At 35.9% G+C, this 25020-nt stretch carries 28 protein-coding genes, 1 pseudogene and 1 other annotated feature (1 of these 30 only partly in view); of the genes and pseudogenes, 14 read left to right on the forward strand and 15 right to left on the reverse strand.

The window, feature by feature from the left end; translation table 11 throughout:
• Positions 1-91: 91 nt before the first annotated feature.
• From prpE to M1D73_RS06105, 6 genes are all read right to left on the reverse strand, one after another.
• Entirely contained in the window at positions 92-832 is a 741-nt protein-coding gene (gene prpE / locus M1D73_RS06080; RefSeq protein WP_000872698.1) for a bis(5'-nucleosyl)-tetraphosphatase PrpE, read from the reverse strand.
• 76 nt (positions 833-908) lie between these two features.
• Positions 909-2069 (reverse strand): FtsW/RodA/SpoVE family cell cycle protein, encoded by a 1161-nt coding sequence (locus M1D73_RS06085; protein WP_000654702.1) that lies wholly within the window; start codon positions 2067-2069, stop codon positions 909-911.
• A gap of 238 nt (positions 2070-2307) precedes the next feature.
• Positions 2308-3234: a glycosyltransferase family 2 protein gene (locus tag M1D73_RS06090; protein ID WP_000980807.1), complete on the reverse strand. Its 927-nt coding sequence runs from the start codon at positions 3232-3234 to the stop codon at positions 2308-2310.
• A gap of 13 nt (positions 3235-3247) precedes the next feature.
• The gene (locus M1D73_RS06095) at positions 3248-4000 is read right to left on the reverse strand and encodes a class I SAM-dependent methyltransferase (RefSeq protein ID WP_481158006.1); all 753 of its coding nucleotides are present in this window, start codon (positions 3998-4000) and stop codon (positions 3248-3250) included.
• 184 nt (positions 4001-4184) lie between these two features.
• Entirely contained in the window at positions 4185-5030 is an 846-nt protein-coding gene (locus M1D73_RS06100; RefSeq protein ID WP_000444381.1) for a TylF/MycF family methyltransferase, read from the reverse strand.
• A 122-nt stretch (positions 5031-5152) separates the two neighbouring features.
• Positions 5153-6040 carry a BclA C-terminal domain-containing protein gene (locus M1D73_RS06105; RefSeq protein ID WP_078223926.1) on the reverse strand — a complete coding sequence of 296 codons (888 nt, stop codon included), beginning with the start codon at positions 6038-6040 and terminating at the stop codon, positions 5153-5155.
• Between the two features lie 165 nt (positions 6041-6205).
• On the opposite strand from M1D73_RS06105, the gene M1D73_RS06110 reads away from it, so the two are divergent.
• The 10 genes from M1D73_RS06110 (at position 6206) to M1D73_RS06155 (ending at position 14307) form a co-directional block, all read left to right on the forward strand.
• On the forward strand, positions 6206-7303 hold the full coding sequence (locus tag M1D73_RS06110) for a glycosyltransferase (RefSeq protein WP_000932913.1): 1098 nt from the start codon (positions 6206-6208) through the stop codon (positions 7301-7303).
• Positions 7304-7514: 211 nt separating this feature from the next.
• Positions 7515-8204: a class I SAM-dependent methyltransferase gene (locus M1D73_RS06115; RefSeq protein WP_001078432.1), complete on the forward strand. Its 690-nt coding sequence runs from the start codon at positions 7515-7517 to the stop codon at positions 8202-8204.
• On the forward strand, positions 8201-8887 hold the full coding sequence (locus M1D73_RS06120) for a glycosyltransferase family protein (protein ID WP_001271190.1): 687 nt from the start codon (positions 8201-8203) through the stop codon (positions 8885-8887). Before M1D73_RS06115 ends, M1D73_RS06120 begins: the two co-directional genes overlap by 4 nt.
• A 14-nt stretch (positions 8888-8901) precedes the next feature.
• Positions 8902-9582, forward strand: coding sequence for a glycosyltransferase family protein (locus M1D73_RS06125; protein ID WP_000651521.1), 681 nt, complete (start codon positions 8902-8904; stop codon positions 9580-9582).
• 14 nt (positions 9583-9596) lie between these two features.
• Positions 9597-10334 carry a sugar phosphate nucleotidyltransferase gene (locus M1D73_RS06130; protein ID WP_086692538.1) on the forward strand — a complete coding sequence of 246 codons (738 nt, stop codon included), beginning with the start codon at positions 9597-9599 and terminating at the stop codon, positions 10332-10334.
• 8 nt (positions 10335-10342) lie between these two features.
• A complete protein-coding gene (gene rfbC / locus M1D73_RS06135; RefSeq protein ID WP_000869415.1) occupies positions 10343-10888 on the forward strand; it encodes a dTDP-4-dehydrorhamnose 3,5-epimerase in 546 nt (181 codons plus the stop codon).
• Between the two features lie 15 nt (positions 10889-10903).
• The gene (gene rfbB / locus M1D73_RS06140) at positions 10904-11875 is read left to right on the forward strand and encodes a dTDP-glucose 4,6-dehydratase (protein WP_001024161.1); all 972 of its coding nucleotides are present in this window, start codon (positions 10904-10906) and stop codon (positions 11873-11875) included.
• A 12-nt stretch (positions 11876-11887) separates the two neighbouring features.
• Complete coding sequence (gene rfbD, locus M1D73_RS06145; RefSeq protein WP_000664653.1) at positions 11888-12742, forward strand: dTDP-4-dehydrorhamnose reductase; 855 nt, start codon at positions 11888-11890, stop codon at positions 12740-12742.
• 108 nt (positions 12743-12850) lie between these two features.
• Positions 12851-13621, forward strand: coding sequence for an enoyl-ACP reductase FabI (fabI, locus tag M1D73_RS06150; RefSeq protein ID WP_000421886.1), 771 nt, complete (start codon positions 12851-12853; stop codon positions 13619-13621).
• A 140-nt stretch (positions 13622-13761) separates the two neighbouring features.
• Complete coding sequence (locus M1D73_RS06155) at positions 13762-14307, forward strand: spore coat CotO family protein (RefSeq protein ID WP_002195273.1); 546 nt, start codon at positions 13762-13764, stop codon at positions 14305-14307.
• A 60-nt stretch (positions 14308-14367) separates the two neighbouring features.
• On the opposite strand, the gene exsY is transcribed toward M1D73_RS06155, so the two are convergent.
• Positions 14368-14826, reverse strand: coding sequence for an exosporium assembly protein ExsY (gene exsY, locus M1D73_RS06160; RefSeq protein WP_001277735.1), 459 nt, complete (start codon positions 14824-14826; stop codon positions 14368-14370).
• Positions 14827-14951: 125 nt separating this feature from the next.
• On the opposite strand from exsY, the gene M1D73_RS06165 reads away from it, so the two are divergent.
• Together M1D73_RS06165 and M1D73_RS06170 are read left to right on the forward strand one after the other, a co-directional pair.
• Entirely contained in the window at positions 14952-15311 is a 360-nt protein-coding gene (locus M1D73_RS06165) for a DUF1360 domain-containing protein (RefSeq protein WP_000899662.1), read from the forward strand.
• A 101-nt stretch (positions 15312-15412) separates the two neighbouring features.
• Positions 15413-15598 (forward strand): hypothetical protein, encoded by a 186-nt coding sequence (locus M1D73_RS06170; RefSeq protein WP_014894818.1) that lies wholly within the window; start codon positions 15413-15415, stop codon positions 15596-15598.
• Positions 15599-15672: 74 nt separating this feature from the next.
• On the opposite strand, the gene exsF is transcribed toward M1D73_RS06170, so the two are convergent.
• The 6 genes from exsF to M1D73_RS06200 form a co-directional block, all read right to left on the reverse strand.
• Positions 15673-16176, reverse strand: coding sequence for an exosporium protein ExsF (gene exsF / locus M1D73_RS06175; RefSeq protein WP_000492933.1), 504 nt, complete (start codon positions 16174-16176; stop codon positions 15673-15675).
• Between the two features lie 167 nt (positions 16177-16343).
• Positions 16344-16814, reverse strand: a complete 471-nt coding sequence (cotY, locus tag M1D73_RS06180; protein WP_011109914.1) for a spore coat protein CotY — start codon at positions 16812-16814, stop codon at positions 16344-16346.
• 142 nt (positions 16815-16956) lie between these two features.
• Positions 16957-19023 carry an ATP-dependent helicase gene (locus M1D73_RS06185; protein ID WP_000191201.1) on the reverse strand — a complete coding sequence of 689 codons (2067 nt, stop codon included), beginning with the start codon at positions 19021-19023 and terminating at the stop codon, positions 16957-16959.
• Positions 19024-19123: 100 nt separating this feature from the next.
• Positions 19124-19546 (reverse strand): GNAT family N-acetyltransferase, encoded by a 423-nt coding sequence (locus M1D73_RS06190; protein WP_000543296.1) that lies wholly within the window; start codon positions 19544-19546, stop codon positions 19124-19126.
• A gap of 1 nt (position 19547) precedes the next feature.
• On the reverse strand, positions 19548-20066 hold the full coding sequence (locus M1D73_RS06195; protein ID WP_000765863.1) for a YjcG family protein: 519 nt from the start codon (positions 20064-20066) through the stop codon (positions 19548-19550).
• Positions 20067-20159: 93 nt separating this feature from the next.
• Positions 20160-20891, reverse strand: a complete 732-nt coding sequence (locus M1D73_RS06200; protein ID WP_000084007.1) for an alpha/beta hydrolase — start codon at positions 20889-20891, stop codon at positions 20160-20162.
• Positions 20892-21094: 203 nt separating this feature from the next.
• Between M1D73_RS06200 and M1D73_RS06205 the strand changes: the two genes are divergently transcribed.
• Positions 21095-22006, forward strand: a complete 912-nt coding sequence (locus M1D73_RS06205) for a DMT family transporter (RefSeq protein WP_000806942.1) — start codon at positions 21095-21097, stop codon at positions 22004-22006.
• A gap of 76 nt (positions 22007-22082) precedes the next feature.
• Positions 22083-22479 (forward strand): annotated as a pseudogene (locus M1D73_RS06210) (PH domain-containing protein).
• 24 nt (positions 22480-22503) lie between these two features.
• On the opposite strand, the gene M1D73_RS06215 reads toward M1D73_RS06210, so the two are convergent.
• Together M1D73_RS06215 and putP are read right to left on the reverse strand one after the other, a co-directional pair.
• Positions 22504-22902, reverse strand: a complete 399-nt coding sequence (locus M1D73_RS06215) for an Ig-like domain-containing protein (RefSeq protein ID WP_000878734.1) — start codon at positions 22900-22902, stop codon at positions 22504-22506.
• A gap of 155 nt (positions 22903-23057) precedes the next feature.
• Positions 23058-24536 (reverse strand): sodium/proline symporter PutP, encoded by a 1479-nt coding sequence (gene putP, locus M1D73_RS06220; RefSeq protein WP_000107210.1) that lies wholly within the window; start codon positions 24534-24536, stop codon positions 23058-23060.
• A gap of 306 nt (positions 24537-24842) precedes the next feature.
• Positions 24843-25020 (forward strand) — a binding site (T-box leader); it runs 60 nt beyond the window's last position.

Raw genomic sequence — 25020 nt, forward strand, 5'->3', positions numbered from 1 at the left:
TGCACTTTATTGCATCTTTTTTTAATTACTTTACCTAGTTTTATATGAGATCTGCCTAAATAATACGGTAATCTTTCGCTAAGTAAGGTAGTTATGAAATTGGACGGAATTTCTCAGCGACAAAAGGTAAAGAAGAAGGAACAGAGATAGTCTCCATTTCAGGATAACGTAATCCGGTTAATTTGCCACCAAATACAGCACCAGTATCAATATTGACTGTCTGATTGACGAATCGAGGTTCTGCTACTGGTGTATGTCCATATACAATCCAAGCTTGCCCCTTGTACTCTTGCGCCCAATCGCGACGGACAGGTGAGCCATCGGCATGCTTTTCTCCTGTAATATCGCCATATAATACAAAGGTTTGTACTTTTTTATCTCGTCTTCCTATGTAATCTTGCCGAATCCCAGCGTGACATACGATTACTCTTTTTTCATCTAGTATGTGGTAGAGCGGTGATTGTTCATAAAGAGTGATAAACTTTTCTTTTATAATGTTTTGCTTATGAGAAGGGAGTGCCTCATATTCAGCAACAGTTGTTTCAAGTCCGTGAGCGACTGTTACATTACGCCCAAGGAAAAATCGATATAGTTTATTACAGTGATTTCCAGGAGCGTAATAAGCTTCTTTTTTATGTATGACAAGTTCCCATACAATTTCAATCATACGTAATGAATGAGGACCACGGTCTGTAATATCGCCAACGAATGCAAGTTTACGTTGGTCAGGGTGAACCGGTAGACCGCTACTCCAGTTATATCCTAGCTTCTCTGTTAAATTTTGAAACTCTTGGAAGCATCCATGAATATCTCCTATAATGTCATATTTCATATTTAAACCTCCATCGTATTTTTCATTAGTATATCTAAAAAAGGATAGAGATAAAAATATAGCGTTTTTGTGTTGTTCATTTAAACATAAAGATTTTCGTTCTTGAGCGAACATTTAAAATGAATCCAATCGCAATCATGTATGTAAGCAGTGAACTTCCTCCGTAACTCATAAGAGGTAATGTTATCCCTGTAATGGGAAGTAATCCGATTGTCATCCCGATATTTTGGAATACTTGGAAAGTAAACATTCCGATTGTACCAGCGCAAATGTAACTACCGAAAGGGTCATTACTTTCTAAAGCAATATGAATCATTCGAAAAATGAGTAAGAAAAAAAGAGAAATAATGACACTTGCGCCTAGAAAGCCAAATTGTTCAGCGACATTAGTGAAAATAAAATCTGTATGTGGTTCTGGAAAATATACTTGTCCATTTTCCCACCCTTTTCCTTGCATTTCTCCGGATCCAGTCGCTAAGAATGCTTGTCTTAATTGATAGCCTTGTGCATCATATTTGTAAGGTGCTAACCATCCGTAGAAGCGATTTAATTGATACTCTTTTAAAATGTGTGCTTTAAAGAAATCTGTGTGAGTAAAAAAAATATATATTAATGTAGATCCAGCAACGAAAGTACCTGAAACTAATCCAAAAATAAAACGCCATCGTATGCCAGAAACTAGTATCATTGCTGCAAGCATCGCTGAAATGACCATTGTGTTTCCTAAATCTGGTTCTTTTGCAATAAGTAGTAGTGGTGGCAAGCTTGTCGCAAATATTTTTCCAAGTAGTAAAAAATCGTCATGTATCGTTTGGGAAAAATATTTCTCATTATGATTTGCTATAATTCGTCCAATGACGATAATTAAAAACAATTTCATAATTTCAGAAGGCTGAAAATTTCCGATGCCTGGGAGCCTGTACCAAGCGGTAGCGCCTTTAATTGTAACGGCACCTGGTACTTGAAGTTCTAGTCCAATAAGTAGTACCATTGCAAAGCTGTACAAATACCAAGCAATTTTTTGATAACGATCGAAGTCGATAATCATAATAACACCAATGGCTATAAATCCAATGAAATACCATTGGATTTGCTTTAGTACAAAATTGACGTTTTGTAAAAATGGCGGTAAAGAGGCTTGCGCACTTGCAATAGCACAACAACTAACAATCCCAATGGCAAATAAAATAAATAGTAATACGTAGTCTATTTGATATTGAGAATTTGGATCTTTCAATGTAGGTATTCCTTTCTACTGCTCTTTATAGTAATGGATTTTATCCCGCATTAATGGGCAGTAAGACCCCCACCTCAAAATTCAGCGAAAGCGAAGAAGTTAGGTGGGGGATCAACTGCCCGTAAAAGCCCGATTGGTGAGAGCTGATTAAAGTTTCACTTTATAGTATGAGAAAGAATGTATGAACTATACGAATGATTCACATATAGTCCATACACTTTTAATTTTGCAGAGTAGTTTAATTGTTTAGCTCTTTAATAATTATATCCAAACAATGAGAGAGACGTACATGTGCGTCAGGAAAAATATCTAGTTGATGAAGATAGTATTTTAAGGAACTTTTACACCATTGGTAAGCACTAAGTAGAGCTGCTCTATAGTCCGTAGTATTTTGTAAAAAGCCATATTCTTTTGCTGTTATAACAAGGTGTGTGAAATCTTCACAACCTTGAAGGAGCTTATTGTGTATTTGTTGTCCAGCATGGTAGCGAAATTGACTTAAAGGCTCAGAAATGTATATTGCATTTCCTTTAGAAAGTAAAGAAATCCATGAGGCCATATCAACACTACAAGAATATTGTCGCTCTTTAAGGGTGCCAAAAGGTTCAGTGAGCAATTCCTTTCGGAACAAAGTAGTTGTAGGCTCACCGATAATGTTGTGTCCGCCCTTTAACATCCAATTACCTAAAAATATCCCGTTTAATGGGGTGTCTTCACTATATAACCTTTGTGTTGGATGGGAATCACCTATTAGATTTCCATGATCATCAATGCGTACTCGATAAGAAGTAACAAGAGCAAGATTTTTATTGGGATCTTGCTCAAAATAGGTCATCATTTTTTGTATTTTATGCTTATAAAACACGTCATCGTCCATTAAAAAATTTATATACTCACCATTTGATTTTTCTATGAGCATAAGGTCATTGTGAAATTGTCCTAGAGTAGGGGTATTTCGAATGTATGTTATATTTTTATAATTTGGTAAGTATTGTTCGCGTATTAAAGTTGCTGTTTCATCATTTGTACTATCATCTCCGATGATGATTTCAATATTTGAATAAGTTTGTGCCAATGCACTTTCTAGAGCAATTTTGAAATAATGAGGCCGATTATAAGTAGGAATAAGGATGGAAACGAGAGGTGGATTTTTTTCATTCATCATACATAACTTCCTTTCAGAAGCTTTTTTTTGTTAGAACAATATCTTGGTAACTTGTATATTCATATCTGCCGCACCATAAACCGTAATGCGGCTTATTGATTATTTCTAGGCCGTACTTATTCAATAGATTGCAAATATCTGTCTCAGGATAAGCAACTGCGAAATTCGGAATATCTTTATTTACAACGTAGCAATTTTCGATTCGATGATAAAAACCTAATGTACTTTGTCCTGCATTTAAATAATAGGATGATTCAGGGTTTATAAGAAAGAATGTAATGAAACATCTCCCGTCTTTTTTTAATACACGTACAATTTCAGATACGTAATGTTCTAATTCTTTTGGGAGAAGATGTGTAAATACAGAAGTTAAAAAGATAAAATCGAATGTTCCGTCTTCATAGGGAAAACGATATTGAGAGGCATCTTCTTTTCCTTCCGGATTATAGAATTGATTGTATATGTCAACATGTTCAAAGTGAAAATTATTACGCATAGTTGAAATGTTATTTTGACACCAAGTAATTCCATCTTTAAACAAATCAAATCCATAATACGCTCCATCATCATTTAAGTAATTCATTAATGGTACAGCCATTCGGCCGACACCGCAGCCTACATCTAATACTTTTTCATTTGATTTTAAAGCACCAATTTGAATAAAATGCTTTAGGAACTCTTTTCCAACCTTTTTGAAGTCGCCACCTACATATTGGACGAGTTCAGGAGGGGGGAGTAAAGTCATTTCTTTGTTAAGTTCACTCATGAGTATACCCCTTTCTTGTATGAGAAGATGCAGTAAATCTATTAATAAAATTTTCAATTTGTAGTGAGAGAATACAGGAAAACAATTGTTATATGTAAGGAGATTCCGAAAAAGAATACTTAATTGGATTAGAAGTGAGAGAAGAATGAGTGAAAATGGAATCTCCTATAGATTAAATCTTTTTTTATTCTTTTCTCCAATAAACGCCAAATACATCAATTTTAGTAATAGGGGCTTTTAAATTTCGTTGGTTTCTAAAGTCTGTCACAGCCTCAGCGCATGGCGGTAGCCCGTAGTCATCGATAATTATATAGCCACCTTTAGAAACTTTATCATATAAGTTCACGAGACCATCCATTGTGGATTCGTACATATCACCATCAAGCCGTGCAATTGCTATTTTTTCAATTGGTGCTGTTGGTAAAGTATCTTTAAACCAACCTTTTAAAAATTTCACTTGATCATTTAGTAAATCATATTTTTTGAAATTCTCTTGTACTTGTTCTAAAGAGACGCGTAAGTAATCGAATGTGTGTAAATAATCACCGTAATCTTTTGGATATTGTTCTAGATTCGGTGCTGGCAAACCTTCAAATGAATCTGCAACCCACACATTACGATCCGTAATGTTGTTTGCTTGTAAAAAACCATTCATAAAAATGCATGATCCTCCGCGCCATACACCTGTTTCAATAAAATCACCTTCTATATTTTCACGAACAACGGTTTCCATCGCCTCTTGTAATTGGTTCATACGTTCTCGACCAATCATGCTATGTGCTGCTCTTGGCCAATCCATTCCATCATGACGTTCACTTTTAGAAACATTTGGTTTTACAATTTTTAAGTTATGGTTTTCAGCATATTGCTTAATGAATAAAGGGAGGGGGACTGTAACTGGTTCGAATTCTAGTTCTTTTGAAATATGTAGAGATGCGGGTAAGTATGCCTCATATTCTAACCATATTTCAAATAAAATGGTCTTCTTTAGCAATTCGAGATAAAGCTGAACAGCAGATTTACTTTCCATATTTGTGCCTCCTGCAAAATGTCATACAACAATATGATTATGTAGATAGCGAATGTTTCATGATTGAATTTGAAATTGAAAAAGCAGTAAAACTGATATCAGTTTTACTGCTAAGTAAAAAATTAAGCGATTTTTTCAATAATAATAGATGCATTTGTACCAAGAGCTAATGATAGCCCAAGTCCTGTAACGATTACTTCAACTAATGATGGAGTTGTCGTAATTTGCGTAATTGCTTGAACAACGATAGGTGCTCCAACTGAGATTAAAGTAGCCCCAGTACCTGGTACAGATACCCCATTTACTTGGATTGTAAGCCCCCCTAATACACTTATTGCCGCAGTATATACGATAACAGTGATTTTATAGAATCCAGTTTCAGCAATAACGAAAGTATCAGCATCTAATTGAGAAATTGCTGTACCAAACTGAGATCCAACAGTATTAAATGGTACTGGAGCATTTAGTCCAAGATCTAAAGAAATTCCAGCGGAGTTAAATGCATACAATCCTGCTGGAAGTCCTAGTCCGGATGGTCCAGTCGGTCCAGTCGGTCCAGTAGCCCCAGTCGGTCCAGTAGCTCCAGTAGCTCCAGTGTCACCAGTCGGCCCTGTAGGTCCAGTAGCCCCAGTGTCACCAGTCGGCCCCGTAGGTCCAGTAGCCCCAGTGTCACCAGTCGGCCCCGTAGGTCCAGTAGCCCCAGTGTCACCAGTCGGCCCCGTAGGTCCAGTAGCCCCAGTGTCACCAGTCGGCCCCGTAGGTCCAGTAGTCCCAGTGCCACCAGTCGGCCCCGTAGGTCCAGTCGGCCCCGTAGGTCCAGTAGGTCCAGTTGGCCCGGTAGGTACAGTCGGCCCTGTAGGTCCAGTCGGTCCAGTCGGCCCGGTCGGCCCAGTCGGAAGGGTAAACGGTGGTATCGGTGGTAATGTTGGTCCTACAAGATTAGGGTCAAATGCACTAGCTGATAAAGATTCATCGGGATTTAATCCATTTGAATAATTATTATTTGACATAAATTCACCTCCATAAAGCGTTCATTATATAGTAGATGCAAAACCGAAAGAAAATGACACGGACATTTGAATTATTGAAAAGAAATCTTAAACTACTTGAACAATTTAAAAAAATGGAAAGTTTAGTATATGTATAACATATGATTGATTTGGAAGAGGGTGATTATGTTGAACAAGCAAGGAATTACAATTAGTTTATGTATGATTGTTCGAGATGAGGAGGAGACAATAGCCCGTTGTTTAGAAACAGTTGAAAAAATTGTGGATGAAATTATAGTAGTTGATACAGGTTCCGTCGATCGAACGAAAGAAATCGTAGAGAAATATACTTCTAACATATATGATTTCCAGTGGATTGATGATTTTGCAGCAGCAAGAAATTTTTCTTTTTCAAAAGCGACGCAAGAGTATATATTGTGGCTAGATGCAGATGATGTCTTATTAGAAGATGCTCAAGAAGCATTGAAACTTTTAAAAAGAGAATTAGATCCTAAAATTGATGCTGTTTCGATGCCTTATCACCTTGCAATGGATTCTAACGGGAAACCTTTATATTGTACAAAAAGAAATCGACTTGTAAAGCGTGAAAAACAATTTCAATGGTTTGGAAAGGTTCATGAGTATTTAGCTATTTCTGGTGAGGTTTTTAGTAGTAATGTTGCTATTACACATAAAAAAGAAAAAAAAGTAACAAATCGTAATTTGAAAATTTTTCAAAATACTGTAGCGGCAGGTGAAGAATTAAGTCCGAGAGATTTATTTTATTACGCAAATGAATCTACAGATAACCAAAAATATGATGATGCAGTTCTTCTATATGAAACATTTCTTAATCAAGACGAAGGATGGTATGAAGAGAAAATTTATGCATGTGGTAAGTTAGGAGATTGCTATGCAAAGCTCGGAATGTGGGAGAAGGCAATCGAATCTTGTGTGAAGTCGTTTCGGTATGACGTCCCTAGAGGAGAGAATTGTACAAGAATAGGATATATATATATGGAACAAGAAAAATATAATGAAGCGATATTTTGGTTTAAACTTGCTACGGAAGTACCAATGGCAACGGAAAGTCCTTTCCATAGTCCAGCTAGCTACACATGGCTACCCTATTTACAAATGTGTATTTGTTATAGCAGGTTAGGGGAGCAGGATAAAGCGTATTATTACAATGAATTAGCAGCTTCTTATGTTCCGAATAATGCTGCAATTGAATATAACCGTAAATATTTTCGGGGAGTTTTTGATAAACCATATAAAGTGTAATAGGTTTCGTTTTTTAGAAATGATTTATCGCTATTCTAACTCTAATAGATTGGTTATATATTAGAGTATCAGTAACGTAACCAATATAAATAAAAGATTTTATACTGCTATTTGCGGGCTAATAATCATTGGGGGATGAACAAAATCTGCACTTTATAGAATTCATATGAGATTTATATTTCTAATTCAATTTGCATAAGGAGTGTGTGAAATGAATCGCGAAAAAAGTTCTTTATATGAAGAAAAATCCGAGCATTATTATAATGCAGCGAATCCGAATTTATTAAAGCATATAAAAAAGGAATGGAAAGAAGTTCTTGATATTGGTTGTTCGAGCGGTGCATTGGGAGCAGCTATTAAAGAAAACGGTACACGTGTATCAGGAATAGAGGCATTTCCAGAGGCGGCAGAAAAAGCGAAAGAAAGACTAGATCATGTTATTTTAGGGGATATAGAAAAAATAGATCTTCCTTATGAGGAGGGGCAATTTGATTGCGTCCTATTTGGGGATGTATTAGAGCATTTATTTGATCCGTGGGCTGTGATTGAAAAGGTTAAGCCATATATAAAGCAAAATGGTGTGATTTTAGCAAGTATACCAAACGTTGCTCATATTTCAGTATTAGCTCCCTTACTTGCTGGAAATTGGACGTATACAGAATATGGTTTATTAGATAAAACACATATTCGTTTCTTTACATTCAATGAAATGCTAAGAATGTTTTTAAAAGCAGGATATTCAATTAGTAAAGTAGATCGTGTATATGTTGATCATAAAATGTATGAGCCGCTTATTGAGGAGTTATATGGAATTTGTAAAAAATATCGTCTTGGAAGTGGCTTCATGGCTGAGACAGTTGTATTTCAGTATATTATTGAAGCTGAAAAATCACAATTATGAGTGCTGCAGACAAAACAATATTATTTGTTACATGTATAAATGATCGGAAATTGTATGCAAACTGCGTGCGACATATATTGCAATTGTTAGTACCGCCAGGGTATATTGTCCAATTTATGCCGATTCGAAATGCGAAAAGTATGACGAGTGGATACAATCAAGCCATTTCGCATCCAGCGAAGTATAAAGTGTATTTACATCAAGATGTTTTTATTATAAATAGGGCTTTTTTATACGGATTACTTCAATTATTTGAGGAACATGAAAACCTTGGGATGATTGGGATGGTTGGAGCGCAATATGTTCCTCCGACTGGCGTATGGAACGAAGGGCGTGGAATTGTAGGGAAAGTCATTGGTTATATGAATGATTTGTTTTATATGGCAAGTTTAGAACAACCGTATCATGAATCAAAAACATTTATTCCTGTAGAATGTATTGATGGTTTATTAATGGCCACACAATATGATGTTCCGTGGCGAGAAGACTTATTTGACGGATTTGATTTTTATGATGTATCTCAATCATTTGAATTTAGAAAAGCAGGATATACAGTTGGTGTACCTGTACAGCGCGATGCTTGGTGTATCCATTATCATTTTGATGTGAATATGACGAACTATGAAAAGTATCGGAAAATATTTGTGGAACAATATATGTCAGATGTAAATAAGGAAGAATAAAAGGGGGGACAAAAATGAAAGATCATACAATATTAGTCGTTGTTTGTGTAAATAATGAGGAGCTTTTCAAACAATGTGAGAGCCAAATAAGAAACATTTTTGTTCCCCCAGGTTATGTCGTGCAAATTTTTCCGATACGAGATGCACAAAGTATGGCAAGTGCATACAACCGAGCCCTTTCATATCCAGCGAAATACAAAGTGTATATACATCAAGATACATATCTTATTAATCGAGACATGTTTTCTGCACTTATATCTCTTTTTAAAGAAAATGAAAAGCTTGGTTTAATAGGAGTCGCTGGGGCTCAGTTTTTACCGAATAACGGGATATGGTGGGAAGGAAAAAATTTAGTAGGGAAAGTGATTGAGTATAGAAGACGGAATTATCAATTATTAAATTTAGATCAGGTTTTTTATGGTAATCAACCATTTTTGTCAGTTCAGGCAATTGATGGCTTATTCATGGCAACGCAGTATGATATTCCGTGGCGAGAAGATTTGTTTCAAGGGTTTCACTTTTATGATGTGTCACAGTCTTTAGAGTTTCAAAGGGCTGGTTATTTAATCGGTATCCCAAATCAAGCAAATTTATGGTGTATTCATTACAACGGGGATGAGTTTGATGCGGATACATATGAGAAGTACCGGAAAGTGTTTGTAGAACATTACAAAGATATATTATCTCCATCATAAAGGAGAGATGCAAAGTGAAAGGAATTATTTTAGCAGGTGGTACTGGATCGAGATTATATCCAATAACGAAAGTAACGAATAAGCATTTACTTCCTGTTGGTCGGTATCCAATGATTTATCATGCGGTATATAAGCTAAAACAATGCGATATTACAGATATTATGATTATTACAGGTAAAGAGCATATGGGGGATGTTGTTAGCTTTTTAGGGAGTGGTCATGAATTTGGAGTGTCCTTTACGTATCGTGTGCAAGATAAAGCGGGCGGGATCGCACAGGCGTTAGGGCTTTGTGAAGATTTCGTCGGGAATGATCGTATGGTAGTTATATTAGGGGATAATATTTTTTCAGATGATATTCTTCCGTATGTTGAAGAGTTTGCAAATCAAAAAGAAGGTGCGAAAGTGCTATTGCAATCTGTAGAAGATCCCGAAAGATTTGGCGTAGCACATATTCAAAACCGAAAAATAGTTAAAATTGAAGAAAAGCCGAAAGAGCCGAAAAGTTCTTATGCGGTTACGGGAATTTATTTGTATGATTCGAAAGTCTTTTCTTATATTAAAGAATTAAAACCTTCTGCACGGGGAGAACTTGAAATTACAGATATAAATAATTGGTATTTAAAACGAGGGGTACTTACTTATAATGAAATGAACGGCTGGTGGACTGATGCGGGAACTCATGCTTCGCTTCAAAAGGCGAATACGTTAGCGCGTGATATTAATTTTGGGAAACAGTTTAACGGAGAATAGGTGAGAATATGAAAGTTGTAGAAACAAATTTTACCGATGCAAAATTGTTAGAACCGAGGTTGTTTGGAGACGAGCGTGGCTTTTTTTCAGAGAGTTATAATAAGCAGGTGCTAGAAACATTAGGGATAACGTATTCATTTGTACAGGATAACGTATCTTATTCGGCTAAGGCAGGAACGATTCGAGGACTACACTTTCAAAAAAAACCGAAAGCACAAACGAAACTCATTCAAGTTATGCAAGGGGCAATTTATGATGTTATCGTTGATTTACGAAAAAAATCACCAACATTTAAACAATGGAAAGGATATATTTTAAGTGCAGATAACCATCGGCAATTACTAGTGCCAAAAGGGTTTGCGCATGGATTTTGCACGCTTGTTCCGCATACTATCGTTATGTATAAAGTAGATGAATATTATAGCGCAGAGCATGACTCAGGATTACTTTGGGAAGATAAAGATTTAGCAATTCCTTGGCCAGTAACCGATCCTATATTGTCCGATAAGGATCAGATATTACCATTATTAGAGGAATATGAAGATAGTTTTTAAGTAGGAGCGTTGTTTATGAATATATTAGTAACAGGTGGGGCTGGATTTATTGGAAGTAATTTCGTTCATTACATGCTACAAAGTTATGAAACATATAAAATTATTAATTACGATGCATTAACATATAGCGGGAATTTAAATAACGTAAAATCTCTTCTGGATCACCCGAATTACTCTTTTGTAAAGGGAGAAATTCAAAATGGAGAGCTATTAGAACACGTTATAAAAGAGCGGGACGTACAAGTGATTGTAAATTTTGCAGCTGAATCACATGTGGACCGTAGTATTGAAAATCCGATTCCTTTTTATGATACAAATGTAATTGGGACGGTCACTTTATTAGAACTAGTTAAAAAATATTCGCATATAAAACTTGTGCAAGTATCAACGGATGAAGTGTATGGCTCTTTAGGAAAAACAGGGAAGTTCACAGAGAAAACGCCGTTAGCTCCAAATAGTCCATATTCTTCAAGTAAGGCGAGCGCGGACATGATAGCTCTATCTTACTACAAAACATATCAATTACCGGTTATAGTAACGCGTTGTTCTAACAATTATGGACCGTACCAGTATCCTGAAAAATTAATTCCATTAATGGTTACGAATGCACTAGAAGGAAAAAAACTACCGTTATATGGTGATGGTTTAAATGTAAGAGATTGGTTACATGTAACGGATCATTGCAGTGCGATTGACGTTGTTTTGCATAAGGGACGTGTCGGAGAAGTATATAATATAGGTGGAAATAATGAAAAAACAAATGTAGAAGTTGTGGAACAAATTATTACTCTTTTAGGAAAAACAAAAAAAGACATTGAATATGTTACAGATCGTTTAGGGCACGATCGTCGTTATGCGATTGATGCAGAGAAAATGAAGAATGAATTTGATTGGGAACCGAAATATACGTTTGAACAAGGATTACAAGAGACGGTGAAATGGTATGAAAAGAATAAGGAATGGTGGAAACCACTAAAAGACCAGTAAGGGGCATGTTAAATGAAAGAGAGGGTTATCATAACAGGAGCAAACGGTCAATTAGGAAAGCAACTATTTGAAGAGTTAGACTCTGAAGAATATGATATATATCCATTTGATAAAAAGTTATTAGATGTGACAAATATATCCCGAATACAACAAGTGGTACAAGAAATAAAACCACATATAATTATTCATTGTGCTGCCTATACGAAAGTAGATCATGCGGAGAAAGAACAGGATCTTGCATATAGAATAAATGCAATCGGAGCTCGAAATGTAGCGGTTGCTTCACAATTAGTAGGGGCGAAGCTAGTTTATATTAGTACTGATTATGTATTTCAAGGCGCCAGACCAGATGGATACGACGAATTTCATAGTCCAGCGCCGATAAATATATATGGGGCCTCTAAGTATGCGGGGGAGCAGTTCGTCAAAGAGTTACATAATAAATATTTTATCGTTCGCACATCGTGGCTATATGGTAAATATGGGAATAATTTCGTGAAAACGATGATGCGATTAGGAAAAGAAAGAGATGAAATATCTGTTGTAGCGGATCAAGTTGGCTCTCCTACGTATGTGGCGGATTTGAATATGGTTATTAATAAGCTCATTCATACTTCTTTATACGGTACATACCACGTATCAAACAGAGGCTCATGCTCTTGGTTTGAATTTGCACAAAAGATATTTTCGTACGCCAATATGAAAGTGAATGTATTACCTGTTTCAACGGAAGAATTCGGGGCTGCGGCTGCGAGGCCCAAATATTCTATTTTTCAACATAACATGCTAAGATTAAATGGTTTTTCACAAATGCCGTCTTGGGAAGAAGGATTAGAGCGGTTTTTTATAGAAACCAAAAGTCATTAACAAATTTCTGTTAATGACTTTTTTGTTTGCCTTTAAGCGGTTTTATGGTACTATAATTATAGTATCAGGTACTAATAACAAGTATAAGTATTTCTGGGAGGATATATCATGGAACTATTACAAGGGAAAACATTTGTTGTTATGGGCGTTGCGAACCAAAGAAGTATTGCATGGGGAATAGCTCGCTCTTTGCATAATGCAGGTGCAAAATTAATATTCACATATGCAGGAGAACGTTTAGAAAGAAACGTTCGTGAATTAGCGGACACATTAGAAGGACAAGAATCACTTGTATTACCTTGTGATGTAACGAATGATGAGGAACTTACAGCTTGCTTTGAAACAATTAAACAAGAAGTAGGTACTATTCACGGTGTAGCACATTGTATTGCTTTTGCAAATCGCGATGACTTAAAAGGTGAATTTGTAGATACTTCTCGCGATGGATTTTTACTTGCACAAAATATTAGTGCATTCTCTTTAACAGCTGTAGCAAGAGAAGCGAAGAAAGTAATGACAGAAGGCGGAAATATTTTAACGTTAACATACCTTGGTGGCGAGCGCGTTGTGAAAAATTATAACGTTATGGGTGTTGCGAAAGCTTCATTAGAAGCGAGCGTGAAATATTTAGCGAACGATTTAGGTCAACACGGTATTCGTGTTAACGCTATTTCTGCAGGACCAATTCGTACGTTATCTGCAAAAGGCGTAGGCGATTTCAACTCAATCTTAAGAGAAATTGAGGAGCGCGCACCACTTCGTCGTACAACAACGCAAGAAGAAGTTGGCGATACAGCAGTATTCCTATTCAGTGATTTAGCACGCGGTGTAACAGGAGAAAACATTCATGTTGATTCAGGGTATCATATCCTAGGATAAATATAATATTAATTTTTAAAGGACAATCTCTAAATGCTGAGATTGTCCTTTTATTTGTTCTGAGAAAGAACGATTTTTAACGAAAGTTCTTGCCACGTGATGAATATAACTATAATAGTACACGATTTATTCAGCTACGTATGGAAGTGGGAGGGACGAGTGTGAAGAATAAAAATAAAAGTTCAACAGTTGGAAAACCGTTGTTATATATCACGCAAGTAAGTTTAGAACTTGCTGCACCGAAAATAAAAAGGATTATCCTGACAAACTTTGAAAATGAAGATCAAAAAGAAAAAAGTAACATACAGGAAAATGTTGTAAGTAGTGCTGTGGAAGAGGTAATAGAACAAGAACAACAAGAAGAGCAGCAAGTGGAAGAAAAAATAGAAGAAGAGGAAAAAGAAGAACACGCAGAACAAGAAGAGCAAGAACCAGAACCAGTAAGAACCGTCCCACATAATAAATCATTTAAGGATATGAATAATGATGAAAAAATTCATTTTTTATTAAACCGCCCTCATTATATTCCGAAAGTAAGGTGCAGAATAAAAACAGCTACAGTTTCTTATGTTGGATCAATCATATCGTATCGTAATGGCATCGTATCTATTATGCCGCAAAATAGTATGAGAGATATTAGGTTGTCTATAGATGATATCCAATCAATTAGTATGGCCGGCTTTTAAATATGTAAAGGTGGTAGAAAGCTTCTACCACCCCAATAGTTTTTTAGTTTACTTCACTTATTAGATAGTAACGTCGCGTAAGCACTGAATCGCACAGAAACAGCTTAAATCAACAGTAATGCAAGTAGATGTCGATACTAGTCTTGCATTTGGTACAGCTAAAAACGTACAAATTGGGTCATCAGTAGGTGGTACAGGAGAGCTATCACCTAATACTACACTTAATACACGTAGTACAGCACAGCTATCATCATCTACACTTTCCACACGGAAAATTGGAGATCGGCAGCCAACAAGGCTTGCAGATGGCGCAAATGCTTCAAATGGTGCTCCAGCTTTTGTGTATAAAATAAAAGGACGTGTATTTGCTACTGATGCAGTATTATGTGCACCTAAAAATGGGATTTCACAACCAGATCCACACGTTGTTGTAGAACAATCTTGTAATTCATTGATGAATTTAACAACGTCAACTACACAATGAGAAGAGCCATGGTGTTTATTTTCGTTACAACTCATTAATGTCACTCCTTATCTTCTTGTTTGTATTTACATTAATAAGATATTGGAGTCGAGGAGATTTGGTCACAATCTCAAGACCTTTTTTTTTAAATAGGCGAAAGAGGATAAGGGAAGGTGGAATTATGCTGTTTACAAGCTGGCTTTTATTTTTTATTTTCGCGTTAGCAGCCTTTAGGCTCACTCGTTTAATTGTTTATGATAAAATTACAGCCTTTTTGCGAAGACCATTTATTGATGAATTAGAGATTACGGAGCCAGATGGAAGTGTATCAACGTTTACAAAAGTGAAAGGTAAAGGATTAAGAAAGTGGATTGGCGAATTATTAAGCTGTTATTGGTGTACAGGTGTATGGGTTAGTGCTTTTTTATTAGTTTTATATAATTGGATTCCTATTGTTGCGGAGCCGTTACTTGCATTATTAGCTATTGCAGGAGCAGCAGCAATCATTGAAACGATTACAGGATATTTTATGGGAGAATAATATATTTTCATAATAAGAGAAAAAGCGGAGTTTAAAAGAATGAGGGAACGGAAATAAAGAGTTGTTCATATAGTAAATAGACAGAATTGACAGTAGAGGAGATGTTTGCTGTGAGCAATAATCCAAGGCAAAATTCATATGACCTGCAGCAGTGGTATCAAATACAGCAACAGCACCATGCACAACAACAGGCATATCAAGAACAATTGCAACAACAAGGATTTGTGAAGAAAAAGGGATGTAATTGTGGGAAAAAGAAGAACACAATAAAACACTATGAAGAATGAAACACTCATGTTACTGTGAGTGTTTTTATTATATATAAAAAGCGGTATTTCTGTATTAGAAATACCGCTTTTTACTAGCTAATTTGTGCAACTGTTAATGCTGCTGCACGGATGTCTACAGTTCCAATTAACTCAACTGGTACAATTTGAATTAAGTCACCAGGGTTTAAGTTAATAAGAATAACACCGCTGGATACGTCTACTTCACCAGTACCAATAACGTTAGAACGAACCGCTGTACCTGATCCAGGAATAATGTTAGCTGGTGTACCTAATGATAAGAAGAAACGACCAGCTTCTGGTGCTACAGGTGCGTTATCAAGACTAATCGTTAATGTATAACTGATTTGATAAATACCAGCTCGTAGAATTCGAATGCCATCTCCAACACTTACTGTATCATTTATTACAGGAACAGTAATATTTGGGTTTGGACTTACGCTAGGTAATAATAGTGGTGTAAATAGTGAAGCGAACTGAGGTGCAGACGCGTTGAAAGCAAAACCGAAGGCAGGTAATGTACTAGCTGGCTTCGCCTCGCAATCGATTTTAGTAAATTCGCAATCAGAAGAGAACATGTTTTTCACTCCTTTATCTGTTTCTACTTTCAGTTAATGAAAAGGACAGGTTCTATGTTCTAGACAAGTTCCCAATTTTAAGAAATTTACATAAGAATACTCTTTAAGCATGGATTGGGTGGCAGAATACTCTGCCACCCAATCCATGCTTAACTCATTATTTAGTTTTAAATAGAAACATCGCGTAAGCATTGAATAGCACAGAAGCAACTTAAATCAACAGTAATGCAAGTGGAGGTTGATACTAATCTTGCATTTGGTACAGCTAAAAATGTACAAATTGGGTCATCAGTAGGTGGTACGGGTGAGTTATCACCTAATACTACAGTTAATACACGTAATACAGCACAGTCATCATCATCTATACTTTCTACGCGGAAAATGGGAGATCGGCAACTAGTAAGGCTTGAAGATGGTGCAAATGCTTCAAAAGGTGCTCCGGCTTTTGTGTATAAAATAAAAGGACGTGTATTCGCTACTGATGCAGTGTTATGTGCTCCTAAAAATGGAACTTCGCAACCAGATCCACATGTTGTCGTTGCACATTCTTGCAGTTCATGTATAAAGCGAACGACATTAGATACACAGTTGAAATCACAATCATGTTCATGATGGTCTTCGTTACAATTGCAGCTCATTATGTTCACTCCTTCTCGTGAGTTCTGACATACACTATTACAATATGAGTGGGATATGGCTGATATTACGTTAATTCTCACGATAAAAACAAGGAATTTATATAGGAGGGATGTACATAACGTGATATAAAAAAAGACATCCTTATTTAGTGGATGTCTTTTCAGGCAAATCTTTTCGCACAGTATATAAAAAACGAGATATGTCTAATTTCTTTCCTCTGAAAAATTGCGGAGAAGAAATGTAAAGTTCTTCTTTCGCACGTGTAATGGCGACATACAGTAATCGGCGTTCTTCTTCTAGCGCTTCAGAAGTTTCCGTAATACGATCATTTGCATCTTTTAAAGAAGAAGTATGGGGCAGGATTCCATCACTCGCTCCAAGTAAAAAGACACATGGAAATTCAAGGCCTTTTGCGTTATGGATTGACATAAGTGAAACGGCATCTTTTTGCGGCATTGTTTTTAATGCTTCCATTTCTTTTTGACCTTGAATCGCCTCGTCGATAAATTGTAAATAAGCTGGAATATCGGTGAAACGAGTTGCAGACTCCATTAATTCTTCCAACATTTCTTCTTGTATGTCTTTATGCATCGTAAAGGAAGAACGATCGTTACTTTGTAAGTACTCTAAATATTTTCCTTTACCATGAATGATTTCTTTTAATGCTTTTTTCGGTTCTAATTCTTTAATAAACTTAATAAAATCGATGCGCTCATTTACCTTTTTCACTTGAAAAGGTTTTAAGCTTGGATTTAATAGTAAGAAATGAAGAAGAGAAGGGAAGCGTCCCTCACCATATTTCCATTGTTCACGTTCAATAAATGAAATACAATCATCACGTCCGATATACATCGTCGGCAATATGTTTGAAAGTGATTCTAGTCGAAACGGCTCAATCACGAGTCTTAAATGATCTAATACAGGCTTAATTAAAGAATGTTCATAAAATGATTGGCTCGCCCCGTGTTTAATAAACGGGATTTTATGAATGGTAAGCTGATCAAGTAACGAACGACTTACAGAATGTGTGCGATACAGTAAACAAAAATCTTTATAGTTTCGTTCACCGCTATCTACTTTTTCTTGAATGAGCTGTAAAATTTGATTTGCTTCATCAAGAGTCGTAGCAGGTCTTGCATAAAAAGGTTGTACACCTTCCTCACGAACGGAGTATAGCTCTTTATCAAAACGTTCTTGATTTAATTTTATAACTTCATTTCCAAGCCCGACGATAAAGGGATTGGATCGATAATTCGTATTTAGTGCAATAATTGTTGTGTTATCAAATTCTTTTGGAAAAGATAAAATAATTTGGTGACTTGCCCCTCGCCAGCCATAAATTGCTTGATCATCATCACCTGCGATGAACAAATTATTTCTTGGCGTGGCTAACAATTTTACAATTTCATATTGTGCATAGGATGTATCTTGAAACTCATCTACTTCAATGTAGTGAAAACGTTGTTGTAATTGAGTTAGTAAAGGAGCATTATTTTCTAACATGTAATATGTTTCCAATAAGATGTCATCGAAATCAATATAATTGTATCGTTGTTTTACCTCTTCAAAACGTTCATATACTTCTTTAAATTCTTGTTCCACTGGTGTTTTCGCTTTTACATCTTTCGGACGATTTAATTTGTTTTTCTCAAGTGAAATCATCGCGAGCATCGTTTCCGCATCATAATCGTCTTTTAAACGCAATTCTTTTAAGATTTTCTTTATCATAATTTGTTTATGTTTTTCATTTGCTAAAATTTGCTGATTATACCCTTGACTACGAAGCAATTTTAAGAAAACAGAGTGAAATGTACCAGCAACAACGTAGCTACTTGCTGCATGATTCATACCTGGTAACTTCGCAACACGACTTCGGATTTCTTCAGCTGCTTTTTGTGTAAATGTAAGTAATAAAATATTTCGTGGATGAACTTGTTTTACATTTACTAAATAACCAACGCGAGTTGTTAAAACAGATGTTTTCCCGCTTCCAGCACCAGCTAGTGTAAGAACAGGACCTTCTGTTGTGCGCACGGCTTCTAATTGTTTTTCGTTTAAAAAAACATTTTGTTGTTCAAGAGCGCGGAAATAAGCCGCATCTACATCTTCTTCCATAATTAAATGGGTAGATGTTTTCGGAATATGATATGTCGCACGCGGAATATCAGCGTGTGTTAACGATTTTTGTGAAAATTTTTCTTGTGTCATATGTTCACCTTCAAAACTATAGCATCAACATTTAACTTTAGCGGAAGAAAAAGAAAATAGCAATGTAAAAAAACAGGAGGGGTTACCTCCTGTTTTCAAATTACAATTTTTTTATCATTACGACGTGCGGGATATTTGCTTCCATAAATACATCAGAACTTGTTACATATCCAAGTTTTTTATAGAAATCTTCAGCATGTGTTTGAGCGTGAAGTTTCAATTTTGGTAGCGAATTTTCTTTTGCATACGCTTCAAGAGAATCCATAACAATTTTTCCAATCCCTTTTTTGCGATGGGAATTTAGCACGCAAATGCGTTCCATTTTTCCTATACCATCAAGGATGCGAAAACGTCCAGCACCAACTGGAACATCGTTGTCATATATAACAACGTGTGTTGAAGTTTCTTCAAACTCATCGTACTCTTCTTCAGCAGAGACACGTTGTTCATTTACAAACACTTGTTTACGTACAGAGAATGCATCTCTTAGTTGTTCGTCCGTTTGTACAATCTGTGCGTGCAAATTAGTTGTTCCCCTTTCCAAGACGGAATGTTTCGTGTACAGTCCATGTTCCATTTTCTAATTGATATAGAAGATGGAAACGATCAATTGGTTGTTCGTAATAGAAATCTTTCATACGTAATCGGCCCAACACATCAGCATGCTCTGCATCTGATAAGCCTTGTCCGATTGTTAGATGAGGTACGAAAGCATATTCGCGTTCTTGCGTGAATAACCCGCTATGCATTTCTTCATTTAAGAAAGTAAGTTCAGGTGTTTTTTCTACTTTAAAGTAAAGGACGTTATTAACAGGTGCGAAAGAACCAACTTTCCCAACATGAAGGGTGAAAGGGTTCGTTTTACTTGCGATTGTATGTAACTCGTTTACAATCGACTCTAATTGTTCATCTTGCGCCTCAAAGGGTGTTTTCAATGTAATATGTGGCGGAACTAATGCGTAGTGCGGGTCATAACGTTTACGCAATCCGTTCGCTTTATCTTGAATCATTTTAGATGGAAAAATTACAATGCCTAATTTCATGTTCCAATTCCTCCCTTTGTAAGTCTAGTTAGATTTTGAGATAAATAAATCTCTTTATCTATTATATCAAATTATTCTGAATACTGCTCTCTATTATTTCATTGATAGAATATGAGAGAAGGCTTTCGGTAAATCGGTCTGCCAATATTTCCAAGTATGATTGCCTTCAAATTCCTCGTAATGCGTGATGAAGTTTCTATCTGTAAGAAGCGTATTTAACTCACGGTTCGGCCCTACGAAATCAGATACTTGTCCATCAGTACGCTTTACAGCCGTTTCTTCTGTACCGATGACGTGATACAGTTCTAACGCCTGTGGATCTTTGAATTCTTTTGCTAAGTTCATCACTGTCTCATCCACAAATGGTGATTGCATAACGACTTTACCGAATGTATGCGGATACATAAGTGCAGTCATAAAGGAAACTGTTCCGCCAAGAGAATCACCAATTAAAACACGACCTTTTCCCATTTGATACGTTGGATAATTTTCATCAATATATGGTGCAAGTTCATGAGCAAGGAAACGAATATATGCAGCATTTTTCACTTCATTTGGGAAATATTTTTCTTTACGATCATGTACATTTTTATATGGAATACCGACAATAATTGTACGGTCAATTTCTTCGGTTTCACGAAGGCGCTCAATTACACGGTGCGCTTTACCGAGCTGAAAATAATCTCTACCATCTTGTGCAATTACAACTGTATGTTTGTGCAGTGGTGTGTAATTTACTGGTAAATAAACGAGAAGTGTAACATCATCTTGAAGTGATGCGCTATAAAATGAAATTTCTTCAATTCTCCCTATTGTTTGACTCATGTAGATCCCCCTAAATAAAAATTTACTGTAACGATTGTAAGAGCGACGCTTGTAGTGAAAAGGAAAGAAATATTCACTAATTGGTGCCTTAATTTCTATTTTACCATAATGGTACGAAGAATCTAAAAAATTAGTATTTAAGTTACGAAAGAAAACGGATATAATGAAGTGGGATTTTTGACAGGTGAGAGGGGAGACAGGATTTGAAACAAGAAAAATCAATCGCACTACCATTGGCTATTTCTATAATTGCCATTTCCTTTGCAGCAGTTTTTGTAAAGATGTCCTCAGCACCATCTTCAATATTAAGTATGTACCGCTTATGGATTATCGTACTTATTATGCTGCCTATCGTATGGAAAAAAAGAGAGGAATTTAATAGGATTCAAATGAAAGATTGGGGCTTTTTAATTGGATCTGGTTTCTTTTTAGCACTTCATTTTCTTTTATGGTTTGAATCTTTAAAGCATACAACAGTTGCTAGTTCAACAATTATTTTGGCGCTTCAACCAATCGTATCTTTAGTTGGAGGTTTTTTTCTATTTAAAGAAAGAACAACATATTCAGCCATTGCAACGATGGGAATCGCTATTTTAGGAGTAATGTGCATTGGTTGGGGAGATTTAGGTTTAAGTAAGCAAGCAATTTATGGTGACATATTATCCTTTCTAAGTGTAATAGCAGTTGTCGGTTATTTATTTATCGGGCAAACGACAGTGAAGAAAGTATCGCACTGGATTTATAGCTTTACAGTCTTTGCGTTCGCAGGTCTTTTTATGGGGATTTATAATGTCATATTACAAGTTCCCTTTACAGGTTATACGAGGTGGGATTGGACTGTTTTTCTTTTACTTGCAATTGTGCCAACAGTGTCACATGTAATTAATAACTGGCTATTAAATTATGTAAATGCAACGACAATTTCAATGAGTATTTTAGGAGAACCTGTTGGAGCATCTATACTTGCGTTCTGCTTACTTGGAGAAAAATTAAATGCAATGCAAATTATCGGTAGCATGCTCGTATTGTTTGGTGTATCTGTTTTCTTACTGCAGCAACAAAAGCGAACAGCAAAAAATGTCGTAAACGAGCCGGTGTATACACAGGAATTATAGTGTTAGGGGAGAAAAGAGAAGTTGTGATACTTCTCTTTTTGTTTTATAGAAATACGGGTGTAGAAGGGGGAGGAAAATGGAATTTCCATCAAAAAAAGATGTATGGTTACATCCAATTTTTTTTTATTGTTGTAGGCGCCTGTTTTGCTCCTATATTTGCAGGGAGAGAATATTTTCTTTTGCTTTTTACAATTCCATTAGCAATGTTGTTTAGTTGGAGTTGATTTTTGGCAAAATATATTGCCGAGAAAGAAACAATTACGATTAGATCGGGTCTCGTTACAAAACGTATATTTATACGAGATATAAAACAAATTTCAAATACGAAAAATCCAATAGCAGCTCATGCATTATCATTTGACCGACTTGAAATTGTTTACGATACACATAAAACAGAAATTATTTCTCCAAGAAATAAAGAACAATTTATTAACCTTGTAAAAAGTAAAAACTCAAATATTGAAATCAAGTAAAAGAGTGGCTATGAAGCCACTCTTTTACTTTGGATTTGTCATATAAGGTTGTACATGAATGACACATAGGTCACGAAATTTGCCTTCAGCAGTTGTGACAATTACGACTGCTTTACCTGCACTTTTTCCAGTAATCGTTACGGTGTCACCTTTTGGATATATGGTGATGATATCAGAATTCATGTTTGACCAAATAAGTTCTTTATTCGTTGCTTGTATTGGCAAAATGGAAGCTGATAACACAATGTTTTGTCCTGTTTTTATTTTTAATTTATGTTTTTCCATATGAACACCGATGACTGAAATAACAGAAGGAGCAATTGAAATTTTAGGCGGGTTAGGTTGCATGTTTAAACAAGACGCAGAAGTATTTGTGATAGGTGAAAATTTTCGTGTTTGTTGTTGCTGGAAAGCTGCTAACATGTTGGAGTCCCCTTTCTGTATAAGTGCTGATACTCATACTATAAAGGAGTAGTGTTATGTTAAATTTAACGAAACATAAAGAATTTGTTAAATTTGATAAGAAGATTGTCGAACTGTAAAAAATCTCTGCTGTTACGATAACAGCAGAGATTTTTTTATAAATTATGACGATGTTGTTTTTCGAAATCCTCAAATTGCTCTTCAACTTCTTTTGAAGGTTGTGTTAGTAAACTAACAATTACGATGGCTAGTAAACTAATAGCGAAACCTGGAATCATTTCATATAAGAAATCTTTTAAGAATTTGAATTGAGTCCATATAATAACAGTAGCGGCACCAGAAATCATACCGGCAAGTGCGCCCCACTTCGTCATACGTTTCCAATATAAGCTTAATAAAATAGCAGGTCCAAATGAAGAACCGAACCCAGCCCAAGCGTATCCAACAAGAGCTAAAATTGTATCATTTTGTTTAAACGCTAAAGCGCATCCAACTAATGCAATAACAAGTACAGCCATACGACCGACAAATACAAGCTCTTTATCAGAGGCAGAGCGTTTAAAGAATGTACGATATAAGTCTTCCGTTACTGCACTTGAAGTAACAAGTAACTGAGATGAGATTGTACTCATAATCGCTGCTAAAATAGCGGCTAATAAGAATCCAGTAATAAGTGGATGGAATAAAATTTTTCCTAGTTCAAGGAAAATTGTTTCTGGGTTAGATAATGTTAACTCTTGTTGTGAATAGTAAGCAATACCGATAAGACCAGTAAACATAGCTCCGACAACAGAGAAAATCATCCAGCTCATACCAATTCTTCGTGCGCTTTTCAATTCTTTTACGGACGAAATCGCCATAAAGCGTACGATAATATGAGGTTGTCCGACATAACCAAGGCCCCATGCAAATAGAGAAATCATTCCTAAAGTAGAGGCACCTTTAAAAATATCTAGACGTGTTGGATCTACAGATCGAATTGTATCAAATGCAGGTCCAAGTCCGTTCGAATTCATAATTGTTACGATAGGAACAAGAATAAGAGCAACTACCATAATGATTCCTTGCACGAAGTCTGTCCAACTTACTGCTAAGAAACCACCAAATAATGTGTAAGCTACAACAACGCCTGCTACAATGAATAATCCAACATGATAGTTCATGCCAAATGAATTTTCAAATAATACAGCGCCTGAAACTAATCCTGAAGCTACATAGAAAGTAAAGAAAATCATAATAACAAGTCCAGATACTAAACGTAGCATATGAGATTTGTCGTGGAAACGGTGTTCCAAAAATTCTGGGATAGTAATAGAGTTATTTGCAATTTCTGAGTAGGTACGTAAGCGAGGAGCGACATAAAGCCAGTTTGCGTATGCGCCTAGTGTTAGGCCGATCGCAATCCAACTACTACTTAATCCAACGCTAAACATTGCACCGGGTAATCCCATTAAAAGCCAACCACTCATATCGGATGCTCCAGCACTTAATGCTGTTACTGCGGGGCCTAGTGTACGCCCGCCAAGCATATAATCTGTTAAGTTGGACGTTCGTTTGTAGGCGAAATAGCCAATTACTAACATCCCGAGCATGTAGATAGAGATCGAAGTTAAAGTTAACATCTGCGTACTCATGTAGTTCCCCTTCCTTTTGTCATGTCTTTTGATGCGTTATGCATATTTATAATCTATCATGATTATTCTGAAAAATCCATATAGAAATATGAATTTTCAGAAATGTAAGCGTTTTTTGATGTCAGTTTACTTTTTTAATATATAATATTCATACAAAAAACCTTATTTTTAATAGAGTATTTATTATATTTACATAAAAAGAGGTTGTTTTGTCAATATAATATTGAAAGGAAAGAAAAATAAAATTTTTAAAAAAGTATTGACTTGTGAAAAAAGTCAGGTCTATAATGAGTGCAACTTAAAAAAATGCAAGCGTTGATGAAGAAGAGTACACATGATGAACATGTCAGAGAGCTGATGGTTGGTGCGAATCAGTATGGAATTGATGTGGAATGGGCTTCGGAGCTTCCAAACCGAAACGAAAGAAGTAGGCTTTGGCGACATGATCTCATCGATACAAGAGACACGTATTGTTTTTGATACG

The organism is Bacillus sp. PK3-067, from assembly GCF_056738645.1.